Origin of the sequence: Flavobacterium johnsoniae (assembly GCF_030388325.1) — a bacterium.
Taxonomy (GTDB): Bacteria; Bacteroidota; Bacteroidia; order Flavobacteriales; family Flavobacteriaceae; genus Flavobacterium; species Flavobacterium johnsoniae_C.
The window spans coordinates 3,429,269-3,449,854 of record NZ_CP103794.1 but is presented as its reverse complement, the minus strand read 5'-3'; the positions used below and the strand labels follow the sequence as shown (position 1 = coordinate 3,449,854).

The following is a 20,586-nucleotide window of genomic DNA, read 5'->3' as shown; positions in this document are numbered from 1 at the left end:
TTCATTTAAATTCCATCTCTTATATCTTGCGCCATTGCAGCTATACCTTTTTTTATGTCACCGTCAAACTTTTTAGCATAGGCGTTCATTTTTACCTTCTCGCTTTCCTCAGTCGTGTAAGCCAGATATTCCTCCAAAGAAACTTCTGTCCTATAGACCTTCGAAAGCCTTCCGCCCAGAGAAATAAATACTTCTTTGTACTTTTTATCGGGATCATTGGCTTTATTAACTGAAAGTACAAGAGCTTTTTCCTTATCTGTAAGCCCCAGAAGCTCCTGTATCTGATCAAACTTGTTTTGATATTTGCTCTGGTCCAATAGGATTTTGCAGTCGCTGTTATTTATAATGGCTTGTTTTACTACTGGTGAAGAAATGATATCTTCTATCTCCTGCGTGACTACAATGGCTTCCCCAAAGAACTTCCTAACAGTTTTAAATAAGTACTTAATATATTCGGACATTCCTTCTTTGGCAATGGCTTTCCATGCTTCCTCGATCAAAATCATCTTGCGGACACCTTTTAGTTTGCGCATTTTACTAATAAATACTTCCATAATAATGATAGTCACAACTGGAAATAAAATAGGATGATCTTTGATATTGTCCAATTCGAATACAATAAAACGCTCTTTCAAAAGTTCCAGATTCTCAGTGGCATTAAGCAGATAGTCAAACTCACCGCCTTTATAATATGGGCGGAGTACATAGAGAAAATTATTTACATCAAAATCCTTTTCTTTGACTCTATCATCTTCCAGTATCTTTACAAAATCATTTTTCAAAAAATCATAAAAGCTATCAAAACAGGGAAAAATACTAGAGTCATTATCCAGCTTTTCATAATATAGCTGAAGAGCATTTGAAAGGGCCACATACTCACTTCGGTTAAAGGTTTCATCATCTTTTTTCCACAGAGCCAAAAGCAGCGTTTTAATACTTTCCTTTTTCTCAGTATCCAAATTATCACCTTCAGAAATATAGAAAGGATTAAAACGGATCGGGTTCTTTTCATCATAAGTAAAATAATAGCCGCCGACCATATCACAGAGTCCTTTATAGCTGTGTCCAACATCTACAAGAACTATATGTGTACCCTGCTCATAATAACTTCTTACCATATGATTAGTAAAAAAAGATTTACCGCTTCCTGAAGGTCCGAGTATAAACTTATTCCTGTTAGTACATATTCCCATTTTTACAGGTTCATCGCTAATATCCACATGAACTGGTTTGCCAGTTAATCGGTCTCCCAGTCTGATACCAGTTGGACTTAAAGAAGACTTGTAACCTGTTTCCATGTTTAGAAAACATACTGCCTGCTCTGTAAAAGTGTCAAAAGTATCATTCATTGGAAAATCTGCTTCATTTCCTGGTATTCCAGCCCAATAAATCTGTGGAGCTCCTACCGTTTCCTGTTTAGCTGCTGAATCCATCTGAGCAAGTGCTGACGATACCTTGTTTTTGATATCTTTCATTTCTTCTTTATCAGTACTCCAAGCAAGAACATTAAAATGTGCCTTAACGGGAAGTCTTTGCTGAGACACAGCTTCATTCAGGAAATCATTAGTGGCGTCTCTGGCCATCATATTCTCCCTGCTGTAAGCCGACAGTGATTGAAGTCTTAATCTTTTACTCTCGAGTTTTTGTATAGTTTTCTGTGCATCTTCAATAAAAATGTACTGATTGTAAATATGGTTGCACGACAAAAGCTGCCCTAAAGTTGATGCAAATCCGACACTGAATTTAGTTTTATCGGTAGAATAGCGGTCAAAATTAATTCTAGATCCACAAAGGCCTGGAAGGTCAGCAGCGTCACCAAGAGTAAAAAGCTGGCAGTGTTTATCACCTACTGAAAGACCTTCATCAAATTTAATGTCCGTATAGACAAAAGAATCTTCCCGTTCAGATAAGAAACAGTACTGCTCAATAAGACCAATTTTTCTGCTTTCACTTCTGAGTGAATTGTTTTTCAATCGGATAAGTTTAACAAAACCGCTGTCTTCCAATATTCTCTTAAACTGTCCGGTGCAGTCAATAAAGTCCTGCAACAGCTGTATATTGAGTGTCTCTTCAGGCACCATTTTATTTCTTATAAGACTTGAAAATAAAGAACTTGAATTCTTCCTTCCCTGCGGTTTCTTGGTAAGCATAATATAACAGGAATGCTCCAGAAAAGGTCTTTCATTAAAAAATCGTTCACTGCTTCTTGTCAAAAAACTACTGTCATCACTTGTGAAATCAGCTTTATATTTCTTTTCTATAAACCAATCCTGCTTGTGAAAAACACAGAACTTAGGTAATACCTTTAGTGCCTTGATCCATGACTGATGAAAAGCCTCATATTCCTGATCCGATAATGTAAAAATCTCAGGCAGTTCTACTCTGAATGCTACCGTAACATCACCATGCTTTGACAAAATACAATCATGTTCGACTGCCATAATGGGCAGTAAATCTTCCATCCTCTTCTCCATCTCCTCTTCATTTTTACTATTAACGTTCTATAGCTATATCTTTAAAAAAAATACCTCTACTATAAACATTAATACATTTTGGAATCTGCTTCTTGGCTAGTGCCTTCATCATGCCGAATTCTCCGTATTGATTACTCATTTTGTATATTTTAAAAACTAAAAAGGCACCAGCAGTCCCAACGAGTCCAACGCATAATAGCGAAGGAAGCCCAATGATATAAAGGATTGCAAAAACGATCGTAAGTGATACAACGCCTCCTCCCAAATACCATATATACTGAGCTTTTAAGCCTTTAAATTCTATACTTTGATTAATTCCTTTGTTGATCTGGTAAACACTGTTACTCATAAGGATCTGTGTTTAAACCCCGAAGAAGGATTTAATTACTGTAGCCACTACAACCAGAAAGACACAACTTCCAAACCAAGCCGCCGCAACCTTGCCGGTATCAGGATCACCAGCATTCCATTTCTGATAAACTTTTACTGCTCCTATCAAGCCCAGTATTGCGCCTACAGCGTACATTAACTCAGTACCTGCATCAAAATAGCTTCTTACTTTTTGATTCGCTTCATTAATGCCGGCTACACCATCTTGGGCATAAATTTTTGTTTCATATACCAGCAGCAACGCAAGTATGCAGTAAGACAATACTTTTTCCTCATCTAATTGCTTTAATTTCCATCCACATTTTTTCATAATCATCATTTTTAAAGTTTTCAATACACTTATTTAAAAAGCAGAGGAATATCACTGTTGCAACTCTTTTTTCTTGTCACATAAAGCCATACCGCACCAGAGAGAACAGGGATTATTCCTCCGCTGAATTTTAGAAAACACTTCCTTCCCACAGACTGTCAGCCTCACTTAAAGTCAAAAGCAGGTTTGGATATTTTGAAGATTCAGTTACCATTAGTTTATTGATGTTTTCTCTAAGTGAGGAAATCTTCACATAAGGATATTCATCGAGAACCATTCTTAGATAGTTTTGAAAATGTTCTTTTGAAAAGTTCTTTTCATTACTCTCTTTCACTGCCTGAAGTATTCGGGCAGAAAGTTCTTCAGCATCTTCCAAAGTGTCGAACGATTCTGAAAAAGATGAAGACAAAGATTTATATTCTCCCGAATCTTGTACTTTATTTTCATTCATATTTTTGAACGAAGTAAACTTGAGTTTCTTTTCTCCTGAGAATATCTTCAACAGATCTTTATAGTAAAACTTTAATAGTAATATAAAATACCAGATCAGTACCACCAAACCTAAAACAGTTAAGAAACTGCTCCATGAAATATTTGTAAACATAGCATCATCATTTATTATTCAACATTCATCTCCTTCTATGCAAATCAGTATCAAATTGTTTGACATGATTTATTTTATAGGCCAAAGGAACAACTACAATACTGCCTCTACAAGTACAACTTTTTTGTACCCCGTTGTACCCCTAGGTTTTACAAATGAATTAAAACAAAAATCCATGCTAGAAGGCTAAATTCTTCTAACATGGATTCACTCAAAAATGTGGTGCCGCGGGGAAAATTATCTCCTCATAGCTTTTATAAGTTTATTAGTTCGCCTCTCAGTTCTAGCATTTTGAAGGGATACTACGGCCCAAATTGCTGCTGGCAGCCAGCCAATTAGCGTTATCTGCAAAATGAGGCAAATAACAGCGGTAAATATTTTCCCTCTTAATATAAAAGAGAGCCACGGGAGTAATATTGCAATTATTATCATAATTATAATATTTGATGATGATTTTGATTAAGTGATTGTTCATTAATAGACACCTCTTCAGTGTTTTCGTTACGAAAACACAGTTATTTTCTTTTCAAGTTCAATACTATAACCGTAATGACTATTAGTACGACTTGATCTTTTCTATAATTTTTTTTAAGGTTTGAATAGCAATTTCTTTATCCCTGTCTTCAGCATTATACGATTTACTTCTTACTGATTGATAAGAAAGATTCTTTTTAAAAGGAGTGGAAAGAAATGGCACAATAGTTTTAAAGACTAAACTCATTGATCTAGCTTTCAAAACTCTTGATTCATCACCAGCTCTTAGTATCAGTGCCATTTGATCGGTTGAAAGTGTGCATTCAACTTTATCTTCTCCCATTTGCATGGATTCAGTTGCTGCATTGTTTTCATCTAAATCTACAGAAAGTTCCTTTTTTCTCTCAAGATATTTTATTTCATGTTTAAACCAATTTTCCAGCATAAAACTTATATTCTGCTTTGAAGGATCAAAAGCTATTCTTTCACTAGAGGATAATTGACTGAACTCTTTATAACAGAATAACAACTCGCCAATTTTACCAGCCAATGTTTTCTGGGATTTAAGATGATTATCTACCTTCTCGATAACATGGCTTATATAAAAACTGTCATTAAAATTTACTTCTATCAATAACTCGTCTAATACAGAATAAAAGTTTGATTTACTTTCCATTGCCAGTTGCATCTCCACTTTCTTTAATAGTTCTTTTTGATATAGTACTTCTCTGTATGTAATTTTGTTTCCTGCATTAATTTGATTTGATACAGTTAAAGCATCAACAATGATCTGAATAACTTGATTGACATCACTTATAGTTGTCTTTTTTTTTGAAAGTCTTCCTATCTTTAAAAGTATTTCCTTTCTCGAAACTAATAAATATGGTAAAGGAACACGCTCATCAAGATTCAAATAATTGGGATAACGATTTTCAACAAAATACAATAAATCATCCAATGTGTCTATTATCGATTCAGTTATGCGCAAAAAAATACCGTCTTTAAGAATTTCATTATTTTGATTTTCAATAATATTATCAAGGAGATAAACCAACGTTGAATGATACTTTCTTACCAAAAGTCGAATTTGCCTCTTTTTTTGTAGAGCAAAAATTTCGTTCTTTAACTGGATTTGAATTTTATGAGATTCTCTAGAAAGATTCTCAGTTATAAAAACCAAATCACTCTGTGATAGATTACCGATATTTGATTTATTAGGATTTAGGGTAAGCAATATCAATGAATCTATCCATTCTAAAGGATATATAGTAATCATGACAGTAGTTTTAATTTAAATTAGTCAACGAAAATCTGACGTTTTAAATCTCCCAACAGTCTTTTGACGATATTCAGAAGGAGAAAGCGAAGTGTGTTTCCTAAAAAAGGCACTAAAGTTCGCCAGACTACTAAATTCAAAATCTTGTCCAATAAAAGCAATGGAGGATTGTGAATTTTCAAGAAGATTCTTTATTTCATTTATGATTGCCACATCAATGAGGCTTTTAACGGTCTTTCCTGTTATCTGTTTGACAGTTCGATTTAAATAACCTCTTGTAACAAATAACACACCTGCATAGAACTTGGCGCTGTGCTGCTTTTTGCAGTGAATGGTCAAAATAGTCAGAAACTTAATAGTAAGCCGCTCCTGCCGGGTAAAACTGTTCTGAGTTTGTAAATCTGATCTATTAAAAATAAATTTAAGCTCATATAATAAAAGGTTGAAACTTATGCGTTGCAGTTCCACATCCTGCTCATTTCCTGCTGCATCTTTATTGACAAAACAGATTAGTTTGTAAATTAATGACAAGACCAAAAAATCCTTCTCACTAAGTGTTATTTTTGATGACGGTTCACCAAGCAGAAAATTGAATGAATCAACCAATTCTTTCTTTAGGCAATTTTCAAAAGCGAAATCTGATGTAAAAGAAAGGAGCAGCAACTGCAGTCTACCTTTAACTTCCATAATAGTACAAAATGAATTTTTAGGAATTACGAGCAGATCGTGCGGAAGTAATTCCTGTGTTAAATCACTTAGCCGTATTTTGAATTGTCCAGACTTTATCAGTATAATTGAATAATTGCTCACTTGAAAGGAATCATCTGCTGCAGTTTTGACTATGTACTTTTTAATAATGTGTACATCAAGTCCAGACATAGGCAGATTCTTCATTTCAATATTTATTAAATCCTTCATCATAATATCATAGTTAAGTTAATTATGGAAAAGAATAATAGATCTTGCATGTTAATTAGATCTTATCCTTAAAAGAATTTTCGATCATTATGAATGACAAAAAATAAAGGTTCAGGAGACAAGTTATAAATAGTAGATACGCCAATTTTCTAGGGTCACTGCTTTTTCTTCCCCCTGTAACGATGTAGCCAACTATTTCATCATAGCTGAATAAGGATATGATGAAATAAAGGCTTACAAGATTAAAAATGACCAGTAATAAATAAAGGATAGTTCGAGGTTTCATTTTAAAGAGATCAAGATTAATCAGAATCAATGTCACAGAATGTTTTTAAGTAATACAATGATGGAAGTGAAGGCGATTTCATCAGGAGAAAAAATGGGGTTAGCTTTTTTATTGCCAGCAGATGATTCCCAGTCCCTATCTTTTCGTTCAGATGCTGAGTAAAGTGAGTATCTCGAAATGGAAGTTACAGTTAGAATAGTATCCTTATCATCTTCGCCGATATTGCTATTTTCAATAATACTATCCTCGTAAGAAACGACATAGTCATATTTAACCCCAAATTCTAATTCACGTTTCAAGAGAAGACCTTGTAAGAAGTTTGCTAGACTAGATTTTGATGCTGAAGCGAGTAAACTATTCTGTACAATCGTAATCATCATGTTATCAGGATCAGACATTATAAAATCTACAATCGAATCGTTAAATGAAATTATATTTTTATGGGAAAATCTACCGTAGCCCATTTTCATTGAGATAAATTTAATTTGATTATTAAGTTCAAAGGTCGAATTTGGTATTTGATGATCCTGATAATAACTACTTAGTTCATCATAATAAATTTTTCCTTTGTAATCAAAAGGATTAGAACTATTCATTGGTAGCGCTAAACCGTTAATAGATTTGGCGTCTGCATTTGAAAAGGGTTCAGATTGATTAATTTCTGAATCGGTTGAACATGAAGAAAAGAAACATACTAAAACGCTGCATAATATTAGATTTTTCATCGTAAAGGGTGTATGAGAGTGAATGAGAATTTCTTCTCAGTTCATTTCATCCGGATAAGCGGAACTTTAATTCGGCACCATGCCAAACATTTTCGCTTTTGAATTCGAAACAAAACTATCTCGTTGAAAAGTTTCCTACAACCATATGGGTATGGATTTACCGTAAATATGGTATGGATTTTCAATAAATCCACACTCCTTTTTTCACAAACAACTCACTAAAATCCAAATGTTTATATTATTTTTGAGTTAATTTCATGTAAATTTATTGGTAAAGCACCGATGGACAGTTTGCGGTAACTTTATTGAGAAATTGAGTTCCCAAACTACCTTAAATATGAGCAAAAAACATTTCATCTTAGTACTAATATGTGTTTTTTCATGGTGTGAAGCACAGAAACATTTTCAAAAATATCCTGACTCTCTAAAAAGAAAGAGTTATGAATATCTTGATGAGAAAATATATGAACTTCGAAATGATAGTGCCCGATCTTCTGTATATATGTTTGAATATCTTCGCAAGGCTAAAGTTGAAAAAAATTACAAGGAAATTATTAATGGATATCAGAATCTTCTTCATGAATCTCCACACAGTATGCGGTTAATTTATGCCGACAGTATGATATATACTGCAAAAAAAACAAATGATAAAGCTTTAATAGGATCAGCTTACTTATCAAAAGGAATTGTGTATTATCTACTTAAAAAGCAAAATAACGCACTTGACAACTTCATAACTGCAGACAGTTATATTTCACAGACAGCTGACAAATACCTTATCTACAAACTGAAGTATCATATTGCTTTGGTTAAATACTATCTTGGTTATTACGATGAAGCAATTTCATTACTTAGAGAATGTACCGACTATTTTAAAAATGAAAATTCCAGAGCCTACTTAAATTCACTTCATTCTTTGGGATTGTGCTATAACAGAATCGGTAATTATGGATTATGCTCCAATACAAATGCATTGGGACTTGTTGAGTGCCAGAAATTGGATATTAAAGAAATGGAAGTTTATTTTATCCACTCTGAGGGTATTAACGACTTCTTTCAGAAAAATTATTCATCTGCAATTAAAAGCATAGAATCTTCAATTGAAGAATTAAAAGAAAAGAAAGATTTTGGTAATGAATCAGTTGGTTATTTCTACATTGGTAAAAGTTATTGGGAGGTCCGACAATATGAAAAAGCACTTCCTTACTTTGAAAAGGTTGATCAGCTGTTTAATACGAGAGGGTATCTACGGACTGACCAAAGGGAAATGTACGAGATTCTTATTAAATATTACAAAAATCAAGAAAATCAGGATTTGCAATTATATTACATTGATCAATTGCTTAAGGCTGATAAAGTACTTAATGAGACTTTCAAATATTTGGTTGGAAAAATCAACAAGGAATACAATACCCAAGAATTAATGTTTGAGAAGCAAAGTTTGAAAAATGAGCTGGTAAGTAAAAATTTTAAGTATTCAGTTTTAACCGGTTTCACTTCCCTCCTTTTCTTGTCTTTTGTTGTCTTAACATATAGATATTATAAGAACCGAAAAATATATCGTCAAAAGTTTGATGAGCAGATGTTACAGATTTCTGCTTCAGAGAATAAAACTAAATACAGGCAAAAAATTGAAAAACCAGTTTTATCAGATATAAATCCTGAAACTGTCTCAACTATACTTAATCAGCTGGAAAAATTTGAAATAGATAAGAAATTTTTAGAAAATGACTGGAGCCTTTCAAAATTGTCTGCTGCATTTAAATCCAATCCAACTTATCTTTCATCAATTATTCGTCATTACAAAGAAAAAGGATTTACCGAATATATTAATGATCTCAAAATAGATTATATTATGTCATTACTTTATAATGATAAACTTGTACGTAACTATACAAATAAAGCTTTAGCCGCCGAAGTCGGCTTTAGCAGTACACAAAGATTTGTTAAGGCTTTTAAAAGTAAAACTGGAATGCCTACATTTTTTTTTATAGAACAGATTAAAAAAAAGGGATAAGTTTAAACTCAAAATTTCATTTTACTAAAAATTAAGCCATTATCACTCTTTTCATATTTTTTGTATAGAGTTTTAATAGTTGCTAATTTTTGTCAAAATGAACAAAATGAATTGAAAATTATTCCGAATTTTATTTGCCTATCAAATAAACTAAGATATTGTAAATAAAAAACTAATATTTTTTTTAGAAAATATAAAATCACTTCGGAATTTTCTAAATTATTTAGTTAATTTAGAAACAAAATTTATACACTTAAAATGAATAACGAATTAATATATCTTGATAATAATTCAACAACAGCTATTGATGATCGTGTAATTGAGGCAATGTACCCCTATTTTAAAAATAATTATGGAAATGCATCGAGTACACACCATTTTGGACTTGCAACAAAAAAAATTGTAGAAAATTCTAGAGAAATAGTTTCATCTTTGATCAATTGCGATCCGAAAGAAATTATTTTTACTTCAGGTGCCACAGAAAGTATAAATATTGCATTAAAAGGAATCGCGTTAAATCCAAATAATTCGAAAAGACATATAATAACCTTGCAAACTGAACATAAGGCCGTTTTAGATACTTGCAAATTTTTAGAAACCGTTGGGTTTGAAATTGAGTATCTTCCCGTCAATCCTAATGGATTATTAGATTTAGAGAATCTTATTCTTTCAATTAGGCAAGATACTCTAGTAGTTTGTATCATGTGGGTAAATAATGAAACCGGTGTTATACAACCAATTAAGGAAATTAGTACAATTACTAATTCTAAGAAAGTACTGTTAATGACTGATGCTACTCAGGCAGTTGGTAAATTACCAATTAACATTACTGAATTTAATTATATAGACTTATTATGTTTTTCTGCACACAAATTTTATGGCCCAAAGGGAATAGGAGCATTATATATTAATCAAGAAACAGTTTCAACAAGGCAGATATCTCCTACACAACATGGCGGAGGACATGAGCGCGGGCTTAGGAGTGGTACTCTGAACGTTCCAGCAATTGTTGGTTTTGCTAAAGCATGTGAAATTGCATCTTTGGAAATGAAAGAGAATACCACTTATATTAAATCGCTGAGAGATATTCTGGAAGCAGAATTACTTAACATCAGAGGTGTCTTTATTAATGGCAGTAAAGAGCATCGTCTGTATAATACTATTAATGCCTGCTTTCCAAATTTTGATGCCAACATGTTTATAGATAGATATCAAACAATAGCAGTTAGTAACGGTTCAGCATGTACCTCTGCATTATTTGAACCATCACATGTTTTATTAGCAATGGGCCTAAATGATACAGATGCATTCTCTGCTATCAGATTTAGCCTGAGCAATAAAAACACTGAGCAAGAAATATTGACTGTTATTAGTAACATTAAAGAAACTTTAATCCAATTAGCAAATTAATTTATGGGAGAAATTAGTAAAGAGAAATTGTTTCAAGAACTGTATCAATGTTCTACTGAAGATAAGGTTGAAGAATTATTACATAAATATCCTGATAAATTTGCTGATAAAAATTGGGCTCCGCTTGGTGGTAACGAAAATATGTTTGGAATTGTTAGAAACCAACAATCTAGCCCTATCGCAGCTTTAGTTGAGAAGGTAACTAATTCGATTGATGCAATTTTAACAAAAAAGTGCTTAGAAAAAAATATTTCCCCAGTTTCAAATGATGCTCCACAATCAATGGAGCAAGCCATAAAAATGTTTTATCCTGACTATAAAAATTGGGATCTAAAACAAAATAGACGAAAACAATCAGAAGACATTCAAATTATTGCCGATGGACCGCCAAAAAACACCTCAGTTATAATTTATGATAATGGAGAAGGCCAGCATCCGAATCAATTTGAAAATACCTTTCTTTCTTTGGTAAGGGGAAATAAAATTAATATTCAATTTGTACAAGGTAAATACAATATGGGCGGAAGCGGTGCTTTAGTTTTCTGCGGGAAAAGAAGATACCAACTTATAGGATCAAAACGATTTGATAATTCAGGTAATTTTGGATTTACACTAATTAGGCAGAGAAGAATCAGTGAATCTGGTGAAAATAGACGTTCAAGTCATTTTGAATTTTTAAAAATCGAAAATGAAATTCCAAATTTTCCAATCACTGAATTAGATTTAAAGTTAAATGGAAGAAAATTTAAGACCGGTACAATAATTAAAATGTATTCTTACCAATTTCCCGTTGGCTATTCAGGATTTGCTCAAGATTTAAACCAAAGTTTAAATGAATTTCTTTTCGAACCGGTATTGCCTATCCTAACCGTTGACAATAAAGATCGGTATCCAAATAATAAAGTTTTGGAACTTGATTTATTTGGGTTGAAGAGAAGACTTGAAGATTCACAAAGTGACTACATAGATACTTATTTTTCAGAAGATTACGATGATGAGTTATTTGGAAAGGCTAAAGTTACCTGTTATGTTTTTAAACCTAAAACAGATAAACATGACCTAAAAAAAAGTAAAGATATTATTAGGAGTAGATTTTTTAAAAATAATATGTCTGTCATGTTTTCTATTAACGGACAAGTTCATGGAAATTATTCCTCAGAATTTATCACAAGAACACTAAAATTTAATCTGTTAAAAGATTATCTATTAATTCATGTCGATTGTACGTCTATGAATCCGGATTTTAGAGAAGAATTATTTATGGCATCTCGTGATAGACTAAAACATGGTGATGAAGCAAATGCTTTACGAGATTATTTAGGTAAAAAATTACGAAAAAGTCAGCTAGATGAAATTAACAGAAGAAGAAAAGAAACTATTGGTTTAGAAAGCGAAGACACTTCTGAACTAATTAAATCTTTTGCTAAAAATTTACCTAAGGACAGCGAGCTTTTTAAATTACTTCAGAATACTTTAAAATTAGACGAAAAAAAAGAAGAACTCAAAAAAAACGCACCCAGTACGTCCAAACCGAAGTTAGAACAAAGACCTTTTTTACCTCAAAGATTTCCAACAAAATTTGATTTATTCCATAAAAAAGAAGGAATTAATATTATTAGCCTGCCAAAGAATGGTGAGAAAATTATTAAATTTGATTCAGATATAGATAACGACTACTTTGACAGGACTGATGAACCTGGAGAGCTACAATTATCTTTTTTAAAAATTAAACGAGATAAAAAAGATGGAGGTGACCAAGCAGGAGTAAGTACCGAGGTATCCGGATTACTTAATGTGACTAAAAGCAGTCCTAATAAAGGAACAATTAAAGTTACACTTGAACCAACTAACAATATTCAAATAGGCGACGAAATTGAAATTAAGGCCTCTTTAACTTCCCCAGGTAAAATTTTTGAGGAAATTGTCTTAGTTAAAATCACTGATAAAGAATCTATAAAAGAACCAGTTCTAGAACAAGAAGAAGATCTTGATCAAATCGGACTGCCTAAACTTCAAAAAATATACGAAAAAGACTGGGCTGTATTAGAAGAAAGGGGAATCACTATGGATCGAAAAACTGTCATGTATCCTTCTTCAGAAGGTGATAAATTAGAGGAAATCTTCATAAATCTAGACAGTCATGTATTCTTAAGTCATCGATCAAAATTGAAGAATGAAGAACAAATTGTCACAGCACAGCGAAAATATATTTCTTCCGTTTATTTTCACACACTGTTTCTATACATGATAACAAAAAGAAGAAACTATACTATGACCAGAGTAAAGGATGGTGTTGATGTAGACATAACTATAGATGAATATATAATGGATGTATTCGATAGTTATTATAGCGATTTTTTATTGAACTTTGGAATGGAACAATTGATGGGAGCTTTAGAAGAATAAAAAAATTGATTAATTACTTTAAACTAAACTGCTAATCTAATTTTTATTGGATCAAACAGTAAATTGATTTGATCTATTTCAGGTCGTCTTTGCTTATCATATTGCAACATTAAAAATATAATTTCAAAAATGTCAGATTCGCCAGATTTTTTATCATTCAAAATTAATTGCCCCAAGGGTAAATTTCCTTGAAAAATATACCAAAATAATTTACCTAACTGAAATATATCTGATTTGTAATTAATATCGCAATCATAGATATTTCCAATTTTTTTATTTTTTGTGAGCATCTTATTTGTTGCTTCCGGAGATAACCAACCTATAGGTCCAATTTTTTCATTCGCAGAGTCTATATCTGAATCCTTTTCTCGAAATTGCACAAGTCCTAAATCTGCGATTTTGAATTCATTGTTAACTATTAAAATATTGTCATGTTTAATATCTCTATGATAAATTCCTTTATCATGAAGCTGCTTAATACCATTCAATATACTAACACAAAATGAAAGCTTTTGGTTTAATGAAAATTTAAAATTATTTTTTTCTAGATAATTAGCTAAATCATTATCTGCTTTTTCTAAAATTATGAATAAAAAAGTTTGGTCCGCAATTTCAACTTCTCCATTTCCGAAAAATATTACAACGCCTGATAAATTATACTTTTTAACGAGAGTAAATGCCTTAATCTCTCTTTTAAATCTAGTTATACGTTTATCTTGAGTCCTGGCAGCCGGATTTAATGGGGTTTTACAGATTTTAATTACCCTGTCCTCCGTATCTCCATTCGGATCATGCAAAATAAATAGATTAGAACTTGCCCCTTTATTAGATTTAAAATCCGCATTCAAGTAAGAAAGAAAGAAATCTTCATTATCAATTTCAATATAATTTTCATCTTGATTATCTGATAGTTTTATGTTGCCATCTACAAATTTCATCTTTTAAAGGTTATGTTTTTAATTTTATTTAATTCTTCGATGTCAATAACTGTGTATGCTCCAACTTTAACTATATTTTTAGCATCTAAATTGTAAAATTTTAAAATTAACTTTTGTGTTTTATTTGCTTTTAAATTTTTATTTAATAATAGCTCATTAAAAAAGTTTAATCTATTTTCTCTTGCTAATTTTGAATTAGATTGGGTTACACAGTTTCTAGCATATTCTTTTAAAGGTTCGCAGTTATCTTGTGTGGGTTTTATATCTTTTGAAATTAATACTAAAATTTTATAAAAATATTTTAGCACATCTAAGTCAATTGTAGAATTATCCAGAATAAAATTAAATAAAGTGTAAAAATCATTCCGTTGCTTATATCTTGTTTTACTAACTTCAAAAGTTTTATTCAAAAGATTAATCTTATCCAAAATACTATTGAATGTTATTTTAATTTCTGATGCTTCATCGGTTCTAATATCACTCTTAAAATACTCATCAATATGATTTTTTTTATCAACATGCCCGATCTTTATAAGAACGATTAATTCTGAAATAAAATCAGTATCATTCATTCTTTTAAGTGACCCCTCAGAAAATAAGTTCAAAATTTCTACTTTTTTTGATGTCGATATTTCATTTATAAGATTTAAGAAATTCGTGTCATAATAATCTGCCTTACGTACCTCAGGTTTATTTAAATGTACTCCTGTTTTATTTACTAATGCATAAAACTTCTCTATTTGTTCACCTTCTGTATCTGTTATTATTGTTACCGGAAACTCATAATTTAAAAAGGTAGGATGATCTTGCGCAGAATAAGTTTTACCTTCCAAGTCAGTAAATTGACCGGAGATAAAACTCAAAATCGTCCGAGATCTTTGCTGTCCATCTACCATTTCTAATTTTCCATCAGCCTTTTCAAGAAGAAAAAAATTAGGTATAGGACTTCCCTTGATAATAGAATCTATTAAGTATTGTTGATCTTTAATAGACCATATAAAATTTCTTTGATAAGGTGGACTTAAAATTATGTCCCCTTGCGATTGCATTAACAGTAATTTTTCGACTGTCCATTTAGTAATTGTGTATTTCATATCTATATAAAACAAGAAGCGCATCCTTCTCCTTCGGCATCATCTAATAAATCTAGAAGATAGGGGGATTTTTTATTTTGTGCTTTTTTATTGGTTCTTTTTAAGTGATCTTCTTTAATTTTAGCTACACGCTCTGGTTTTATAATTTCCTCTAAACTTTCGTCTTGCATCCAAGTATATCCATCTTTCTCATATTCTAATGCTTTATAAAATAAATCCGGGTGTTGTTCATATAACCATATCCATTCAATCTTTTGTTGATAGAAACAGAAGAAACAACCTGAGCGACTTCTTGCATATGAGGACTTTTCTCCATTGATTTCAAATTCTACTTGTTTATAATAAGCTGGAACACCTACTCCAGAATCTTCAAGTAATTTAAATATATCATCTCGAACTAGAATATCTTCATTTTCAATTAATGGAAACAATTCTTCAGTTGATAAAGGATATTCAGTAGTTTTCAAAAATTGAAAAACAATTGCATTAAATTCTTTAATTCCTAAATCTAACAATGCATTAAGTTTTTGACTTTGAGAAAAACTTGTCGAAATTTCAGTATTTATAAGCTCTAATATTCTTTCGGTTTTGTCATTTTTTGGCTGTGAAGAAAGTATTTTACTTGTTAATGATATATTCTTATTAGAAAGAACTTTTGAAATTACATCCTCACTCCATATACTTTTTCTAAAAGGAAAGATCGATTGAATATTGTTTTTCTTTGAAATATAGCCTTCCCTATCCTCATCACCTCTAATTCCAACATACGAAATAACGGGATCATCACCAACAAAATTTTCAAACGGATCTAACTTTAATTTTTTGGTACACCATCTCGCATTTGATGATGGTAAATATCCTTTAAATAATTTTATGAAATGATCGAATGGATTATCTTCAGAACTGTCATTTACTGCTTTTAAAACAGTTATTTTTTTCCCAAGAAAGGTCTCCAAATTTGAGATTAAATCATAAGTTTCCTGCAATTCTTTCCCTGTATCTGAAGTATAATATTCTATATCCAAATCAGGATATTTTTTTTTCATATATATTGCCAAAGCAGCACTATCTTTCCCTCCGGATATTCCTAACACATGTCTTACCTTACTCATTTTTAAGCATTTCTTTTAAAAGATTAGTCAATGCTGCAATATTTAAAGAACTATCTCTAGACAAAACATTTTCTAACTCTTTTTGTATTTTAAAAACTTCTTCTTTCTTTTCTTTTGGTAAACGAATAATTTTTTTACTTAGACCTTTAAAAAAGGTATTAATTTGTAAATCATAAACATCTTCCTTTTCTTCATTAAAATCAGATTTAGAAAGTGAAGTTAAACTATCTAATTCCATAATCATAGACTTAAACTTATCATATATTAAAAGCTCATCTTCATCTGTAGTTTTGTCTAACGTCTTACCAATGAGTGCTTGAACTAATGAATTAAGCCATGCTTTTTTATCATCAATTTGAGAATCCAATCGTTGAACAAATATTTTTTGACTGGGCAATAATAAGTGTCGTCTCAATTTTTTATATCTAGTTTGTAAATTGTTTTTATAATCTTCAAAATCAAAATCTTCTCCTACAACATCACTTTTTATAAAATCTTCTACTCTATTAATTAATTCATCGTAACAATTTCTTATTTCTTTAATTGAATCTTGTAGCTTGATCGAAAAGGATTGTAACTTCTCTGCAGAGGATTGAATCTGTTGAATTTTAAAATTTAGTGCATTAGGAAATGATTCAAAAAATGTATGTTCAGGATCTTTTGCCAAAAAAATTGCGCTACGAATTCCGAGAGCTTCTTTAGATAAACGATTAGTATTTTTTGTATAATCAGGTAAATCTCTATAGAAAGTTAAAAACGGTTTTATAGTTTCTATAAAACTGTCATTTGATATTTTCTCTTTTGTTGTCTGATCTAAAAAAATTCTGTATCTATTAAAAATATCTAATTTAACGCCTTCAATCGCAAATGTTTTTATCTCAAAATCTTCTGGTTTTTTTATTAACAACTCAAGTACTTCATCACTAAGATTCGCAATATATCCGTTATTGCTAAATAACGCAAAATCGTCACGCTTAATAAACAAAAAAGTGGGAATCCATAAATCAATAAGACCTTGTTTAAGTTTGTAAGGTCTTTTACTTAAAACATCAGCAAATTCACTTACTTTTCTTCTTCCGATTTTAGCACTTTCAAGAAAATTAAGGGATTCGTCCCATAAAAAATTGAACCTATTTCTTTCGTTAGGCTTTATTATATCACTAATTTTATCAGAATATAGATATATATCATTATTTTCAAGCAGAGATAAATAAATTGTTTTTTCTGCAGGAAATTTGTCTTCTGGAAATCCTAATTGTAATTTATTCCAATTAGTAACTAATGCTTTTAAGTAATTTTTTTTTGCAACATGTATTGATGTCGAAATCTTATGTTTATTTACCAACTCATTTTTAAAAATTGGTGAGTTACAATAAACTGAATCCGATATTTCAGAGAGCTTACTGTTTAAATCTTTTTTACTTTTAATTTCTAATTGGCTTCCTTTATAAAACCAAACAACCTCAGAATTTGTTCCATAAAAGTTATTTAGAATTTTATGATTTAAAAGATTAATTTGATGCTGAACGATATTATTTAATTCTCTAGTTGCAACTTTATCATTTTCATTTTCTGCAATCACTTTTCTCGTTTTCTCAATTTCAAACAAAAGCTCTTTTATCTGTTTAGCATTTTTATAGTAACAATATAAAATAGCTTCTTGGCTCTCGGCAGATTTTATTTTTACTTCATCTAAAATATCTTTATCATTAAAAACTAAATTAATAAATCCGTCAATTTCATTTTGAGGTATCTCATCAATAGGAAAATGTGATATTTTATATTCAAATAATCTTGGAGTTCCAACTTCAAACATTACCTTCTTTGCTAAAACAGGATGCAAGTTATAATACTTGTTTAGCATAGTAACAACATCAGTGATATTATCAACCTTATTTTCTGCCTCCAACAATGCCAGCTCAATATCTAAATCTGTACCTTCATGAAGAATAAATCTCTTCAAATAATTTCTGTAAACTATTATTTTTTTATCAACTAGATTCTTTAATAGCTCTTTTGAGTTATTAACTGATAAAACTTTCTCCGAGTATTTTTCCCAAAAACCGCTGTCTAAAACCGCACTGGCACCGGTATTAATATTTAAAACTCCTATACTTTTAATTAGTTTTGAATATTCACTTAAATTTGTCTCGAATGAAGCTTCGACAACTTCTAATGCATTCTTTATAGACTTCCAAGAATTAAAATCTGGATTATACTTCGAATTAAGAAAAGAGTAAAAATTAAAAGTTAAATAATCATAAATCTCTGGCAATGAATAAAAACCTTTTTTTAATTGCTTGAACTGAAATAAACCCGCAAAATCGGTAGACTCTAAAAATGTAAAAAGAGACCTCTCATTTTGTCCATATTTTTGTAGAGATTGAGTGATAACATACGCAGAAATTGCATCTAATGGATACAATTTTTCTGCTATTTCGCTAATATAATCTTCATTAAAGTTAAATGCTTTTGAATCATACAAAAGCTTGTTAGCTTCCTTAATCTGTGTATTTTCTCTGTCTGAAGATGGCAGTTTGTTTAGATGTTCTGCAGCTAAAAACAATAATTGTTCGATGGGCTCATTAAAAGTAATTTCTTTAAAACGGCCTTTAACTTTTGTCCATTCTTGTTTTTGAGTGTAATCTAATGAAAAAGCATAAGCATCAAAATTTTGATGTACAGATGTTAGTAAAACTATATTATGAGAAGTATCATTTACAAATTCTGAAAACTGCTGCAAGAAAAATAATTCTTTTTCGGGGTTGTTTTTTGAAGCATATTCTAAAAACTTACCAAACTCATCAATTGTTATGATTAACAACGGATTTTGCCCTAAAGCATAATATCTATTAAAAACTTCTGAAAATATAGTTTCAGCAGTAGTATTTTTTGACTCTAAGTCAAATAAGTCGATGAAAACATCTATTAAAGACCTGTATTCTCCAATAATGTTGATTTTACCATATTCCTGATTTGGTAAAAAAGCTACATTAAAATATTTTTTTCTATTTGATAAGCTTTCTTGAAAAGCAAGCAAAAATGAACTTTTACCTGTCCCGTAAGAACCAATAATATTGAAGGAACGAATTCCTTTTTTAAAATCACTTACGATTTGTGATGCTAAACGTATAGCATTATGAGTTGGGATATAATTTATTTCCTTCTCCTCATCTCGTATAATATTTACAGATGTTGTAAATTTATTTAGCATAATATATGTTTAATACTTCGTATTTGTTTGGTTTATCTCTAAATTGCAATTCTTTAATTCCTGCATGATCGTTATAAGTAATGCCATACTTTTTAAAATTAGTATCCGATGCAATTCCTTCAATTTTATTTACAATTCCTGCCCTATTAATTGCAAAGACACTACCGACTTGATTTTTTTCATGCTCTAATGAGTATAAATTGATCGAATTACTAAAATCATCATTATCAAGAATAGAAAAGAGTAATATTTCATCAGGAATATTATTTTTTTCATCGTTGATTACACTAAAGGTTAGTTTTTCTTTGTGCAACAAATTAAGTTCTGCCAATAGTCCTGTTAGGTTCTCCTCCTTATCTTTAATATTTTCCGGTATTGTATACATTTTTACAAATACTTCAAAATCACTAGCAATTGTATTTTTACTAATTTGAGTTAAGTTATTCTCATCAATCTTTCTTGAAACATATGCAATAAAATGTTCCTTTGAAAATTCAATTTTTTCACGTCTAAAATCATTATATATTAAATTATAAATGGATGCATTGTCATTCTTTACTAATATATAATGTAAAAGCCATAAAGTACCTTCATCCTCAATGTAAGGGTCTTTTCCCATTTCATCGTCAAAAATATAGTTCGCAAACTCTGTTAGATGCCCGTCATTGTCTAATAACCCAAATGCTTTCATCCAAAAACTGATAGCAGAAACCATATTTTTACCCACTCCCAATTCTAAAACAGCGTTTAATTGAGAAAATTTATTCCCTTTCTTAACAAAATCATATCCTTTCTTTAACCACAAATGACGACAATGAAATGTGTCATGTCCTGAAAAAGTGAATTTTATAGTTTGTTTTTCTTCAATCATTTTAAATTTAATATGAATTTATTCTAATTATACAAAATAACGAAAAAAAGAAACTTGTTTCCGATTT

Annotated in this window: 16 protein-coding genes; 3 read left to right on the top strand and 13 right to left on the bottom strand. The window is 30.7% G+C overall.

Annotated elements, in window-relative coordinates; all coding sequences use genetic code 11:
- Nucleotides 1-5: 5 nt before the first annotated feature.
- The 8 genes from NYQ10_RS15005 to NYQ10_RS14970 all read right to left on the bottom strand — a co-directional run bounded on the left by NYQ10_RS15005 (nucleotide 6) and on the right by NYQ10_RS14970 (nucleotide 7,457).
- Nucleotides 6-2,474, bottom strand: coding sequence for a TraG family conjugative transposon ATPase (locus tag NYQ10_RS15005; protein ID WP_289877142.1), 2,469 nt, complete (start codon nucleotides 2,472-2,474; stop codon nucleotides 6-8).
- A 19-nt stretch (nucleotides 2,475-2,493) separates the two neighbouring features.
- Nucleotides 2,494-2,823, bottom strand: a complete 330-nt coding sequence (locus NYQ10_RS15000; RefSeq protein ID WP_289877141.1) for a DUF4133 domain-containing protein — start codon at nucleotides 2,821-2,823, stop codon at nucleotides 2,494-2,496.
- Nucleotides 2,824-2,835: 12 nt separating this feature from the next.
- Complete coding sequence (locus NYQ10_RS14995; protein ID WP_289877140.1) at nucleotides 2,836-3,174, bottom strand: DUF4134 domain-containing protein; 339 nt, start codon at nucleotides 3,172-3,174, stop codon at nucleotides 2,836-2,838.
- A 130-nt stretch (nucleotides 3,175-3,304) separates the two neighbouring features.
- Nucleotides 3,305-3,778, bottom strand: coding sequence for a hypothetical protein (locus tag NYQ10_RS14990; RefSeq protein WP_289877139.1), 474 nt, complete (start codon nucleotides 3,776-3,778; stop codon nucleotides 3,305-3,307).
- A 237-nt stretch (nucleotides 3,779-4,015) separates the two neighbouring features.
- Nucleotides 4,016-4,210 carry a YqaE/Pmp3 family membrane protein gene (locus tag NYQ10_RS14985; RefSeq protein WP_289877138.1) on the bottom strand — a complete coding sequence of 65 codons (195 nt, stop codon included), beginning with the start codon at nucleotides 4,208-4,210 and terminating at the stop codon, nucleotides 4,016-4,018.
- A gap of 124 nt (nucleotides 4,211-4,334) precedes the next feature.
- Entirely contained in the window at nucleotides 4,335-5,528 is a 1,194-nt protein-coding gene (locus NYQ10_RS14980; RefSeq protein ID WP_289877137.1) for a hypothetical protein, read from the bottom strand.
- Between the two features lie 24 nt (nucleotides 5,529-5,552).
- Entirely contained in the window at nucleotides 5,553-6,449 is an 897-nt protein-coding gene (locus NYQ10_RS14975) for a helix-turn-helix domain-containing protein (protein ID WP_289877136.1), read from the bottom strand.
- 315 nt (nucleotides 6,450-6,764) lie between these two features.
- Nucleotides 6,765-7,457 carry a hypothetical protein gene (locus tag NYQ10_RS14970; protein WP_289877135.1) on the bottom strand — a complete coding sequence of 231 codons (693 nt, stop codon included), beginning with the start codon at nucleotides 7,455-7,457 and terminating at the stop codon, nucleotides 6,765-6,767.
- Between the two features lie 337 nt (nucleotides 7,458-7,794).
- Between NYQ10_RS14970 and NYQ10_RS14965 the strand changes: the two genes are divergently transcribed.
- The 3 genes from NYQ10_RS14965 to NYQ10_RS14955 all read left to right on the top strand — a co-directional run bounded on the left by NYQ10_RS14965 (nucleotide 7,795) and on the right by NYQ10_RS14955 (nucleotide 13,290).
- On the top strand, nucleotides 7,795-9,474 hold the full coding sequence (locus NYQ10_RS14965) for a helix-turn-helix domain-containing protein (protein WP_289877134.1): 1,680 nt from the start codon (nucleotides 7,795-7,797) through the stop codon (nucleotides 9,472-9,474).
- Nucleotides 9,475-9,732: 258 nt separating this feature from the next.
- Entirely contained in the window at nucleotides 9,733-10,884 is a 1,152-nt protein-coding gene (locus NYQ10_RS14960) for a cysteine desulfurase family protein (RefSeq protein ID WP_289877133.1), read from the top strand.
- 3 nt (nucleotides 10,885-10,887) lie between these two features.
- Nucleotides 10,888-13,290: a hypothetical protein gene (locus tag NYQ10_RS14955; RefSeq protein ID WP_289877132.1), complete on the top strand. Its 2,403-nt coding sequence runs from the start codon at nucleotides 10,888-10,890 to the stop codon at nucleotides 13,288-13,290.
- A gap of 23 nt (nucleotides 13,291-13,313) precedes the next feature.
- Here the strand turns inward: NYQ10_RS14955 and NYQ10_RS14950 are convergent, their stop codons facing one another.
- The 5 genes from NYQ10_RS14950 to NYQ10_RS14930 are packed head-to-tail and all read right to left on the bottom strand — an operon-like array spanning nucleotide 13,314 to nucleotide 20,519.
- The gene (locus tag NYQ10_RS14950) at nucleotides 13,314-14,228 is read right to left on the bottom strand and encodes a protein kinase family protein (protein WP_289877131.1); all 915 of its coding nucleotides are present in this window, start codon (nucleotides 14,226-14,228) and stop codon (nucleotides 13,314-13,316) included.
- Nucleotides 14,225-15,322 (bottom strand): DUF262 domain-containing protein, encoded by a 1,098-nt coding sequence (locus NYQ10_RS14945; protein ID WP_289877130.1) that lies wholly within the window; start codon nucleotides 15,320-15,322, stop codon nucleotides 14,225-14,227. The genes NYQ10_RS14950 and NYQ10_RS14945 overlap by 4 nt, the downstream gene beginning before the upstream one ends.
- A gap of 2 nt (nucleotides 15,323-15,324) precedes the next feature.
- Nucleotides 15,325-16,434, bottom strand: coding sequence for a phosphoadenosine phosphosulfate reductase family protein (locus NYQ10_RS14940; RefSeq protein ID WP_289877129.1), 1,110 nt, complete (start codon nucleotides 16,432-16,434; stop codon nucleotides 15,325-15,327).
- Nucleotides 16,427-19,648 (bottom strand): hypothetical protein, encoded by a 3,222-nt coding sequence (locus NYQ10_RS14935; protein ID WP_289877128.1) that lies wholly within the window; start codon nucleotides 19,646-19,648, stop codon nucleotides 16,427-16,429. Before NYQ10_RS14935 ends, NYQ10_RS14940 begins: the two co-directional genes overlap by 8 nt.
- Nucleotides 19,638-20,519 (bottom strand): DUF4007 family protein, encoded by an 882-nt coding sequence (locus NYQ10_RS14930; RefSeq protein ID WP_289877127.1) that lies wholly within the window; start codon nucleotides 20,517-20,519, stop codon nucleotides 19,638-19,640. Before NYQ10_RS14930 ends, NYQ10_RS14935 begins: the two co-directional genes overlap by 11 nt.
- Between the last annotated feature and the right edge of the window lie 67 nt (nucleotides 20,520-20,586).

Excerpts from the sequence above, each read along its gene's own strand:
- NYQ10_RS15005 (WP_289877142.1), bottom strand. The coding sequence starts at position 2,474 with ATGGAGAAGAGGATGGAAGATTTACTGCCCATTATGGCAGTCGAACAT.
- NYQ10_RS15000 (WP_289877141.1), bottom strand. The coding sequence starts at position 2,823 with ATGAGTAACAGTGTTTACCAGATCAACAAAGGAATTAATCAAAGTATA.
- NYQ10_RS14995 (WP_289877140.1), bottom strand. The coding sequence starts at position 3,174 with ATGAAAAAATGTGGATGGAAATTAAAGCAATTAGATGAGGAAAAAGTA.
- NYQ10_RS14990 (WP_289877139.1), bottom strand. The coding sequence starts at position 3,778 with ATGTTTACAAATATTTCATGGAGCAGTTTCTTAACTGTTTTAGGTTTG.
- NYQ10_RS14985 (WP_289877138.1), bottom strand. The coding sequence starts at position 4,210 with ATGATAATAATTGCAATATTACTCCCGTGGCTCTCTTTTATATTAAGA.
- NYQ10_RS14980 (WP_289877137.1), bottom strand. The coding sequence starts at position 5,528 with ATGATTACTATATATCCTTTAGAATGGATAGATTCATTGATATTGCTT.
- NYQ10_RS14975 (WP_289877136.1), bottom strand. The coding sequence starts at position 6,449 with ATGATGAAGGATTTAATAAATATTGAAATGAAGAATCTGCCTATGTCT.
- NYQ10_RS14970 (WP_289877135.1), bottom strand. The coding sequence starts at position 7,457 with ATGAAAAATCTAATATTATGCAGCGTTTTAGTATGTTTCTTTTCTTCA.
- NYQ10_RS14965 (WP_289877134.1), top strand. The coding sequence starts at position 7,795 with ATGAGCAAAAAACATTTCATCTTAGTACTAATATGTGTTTTTTCATGG.
- NYQ10_RS14960 (WP_289877133.1), top strand. The coding sequence starts at position 9,733 with ATGAATAACGAATTAATATATCTTGATAATAATTCAACAACAGCTATT.
- NYQ10_RS14955 (WP_289877132.1), top strand. The coding sequence starts at position 10,888 with ATGGGAGAAATTAGTAAAGAGAAATTGTTTCAAGAACTGTATCAATGT.
- NYQ10_RS14950 (WP_289877131.1), bottom strand. The coding sequence starts at position 14,228 with ATGAAATTTGTAGATGGCAACATAAAACTATCAGATAATCAAGATGAA.
- NYQ10_RS14945 (WP_289877130.1), bottom strand. The coding sequence starts at position 15,322 with ATGAAATACACAATTACTAAATGGACAGTCGAAAAATTACTGTTAATG.
- NYQ10_RS14940 (WP_289877129.1), bottom strand. The coding sequence starts at position 16,434 with ATGAGTAAGGTAAGACATGTGTTAGGAATATCCGGAGGGAAAGATAGT.
- NYQ10_RS14935 (WP_289877128.1), bottom strand. The coding sequence starts at position 19,648 with ATGCTAAATAAATTTACAACATCTGTAAATATTATACGAGATGAGGAG.
- NYQ10_RS14930 (WP_289877127.1), bottom strand. The coding sequence starts at position 20,519 with ATGATTGAAGAAAAACAAACTATAAAATTCACTTTTTCAGGACATGAC.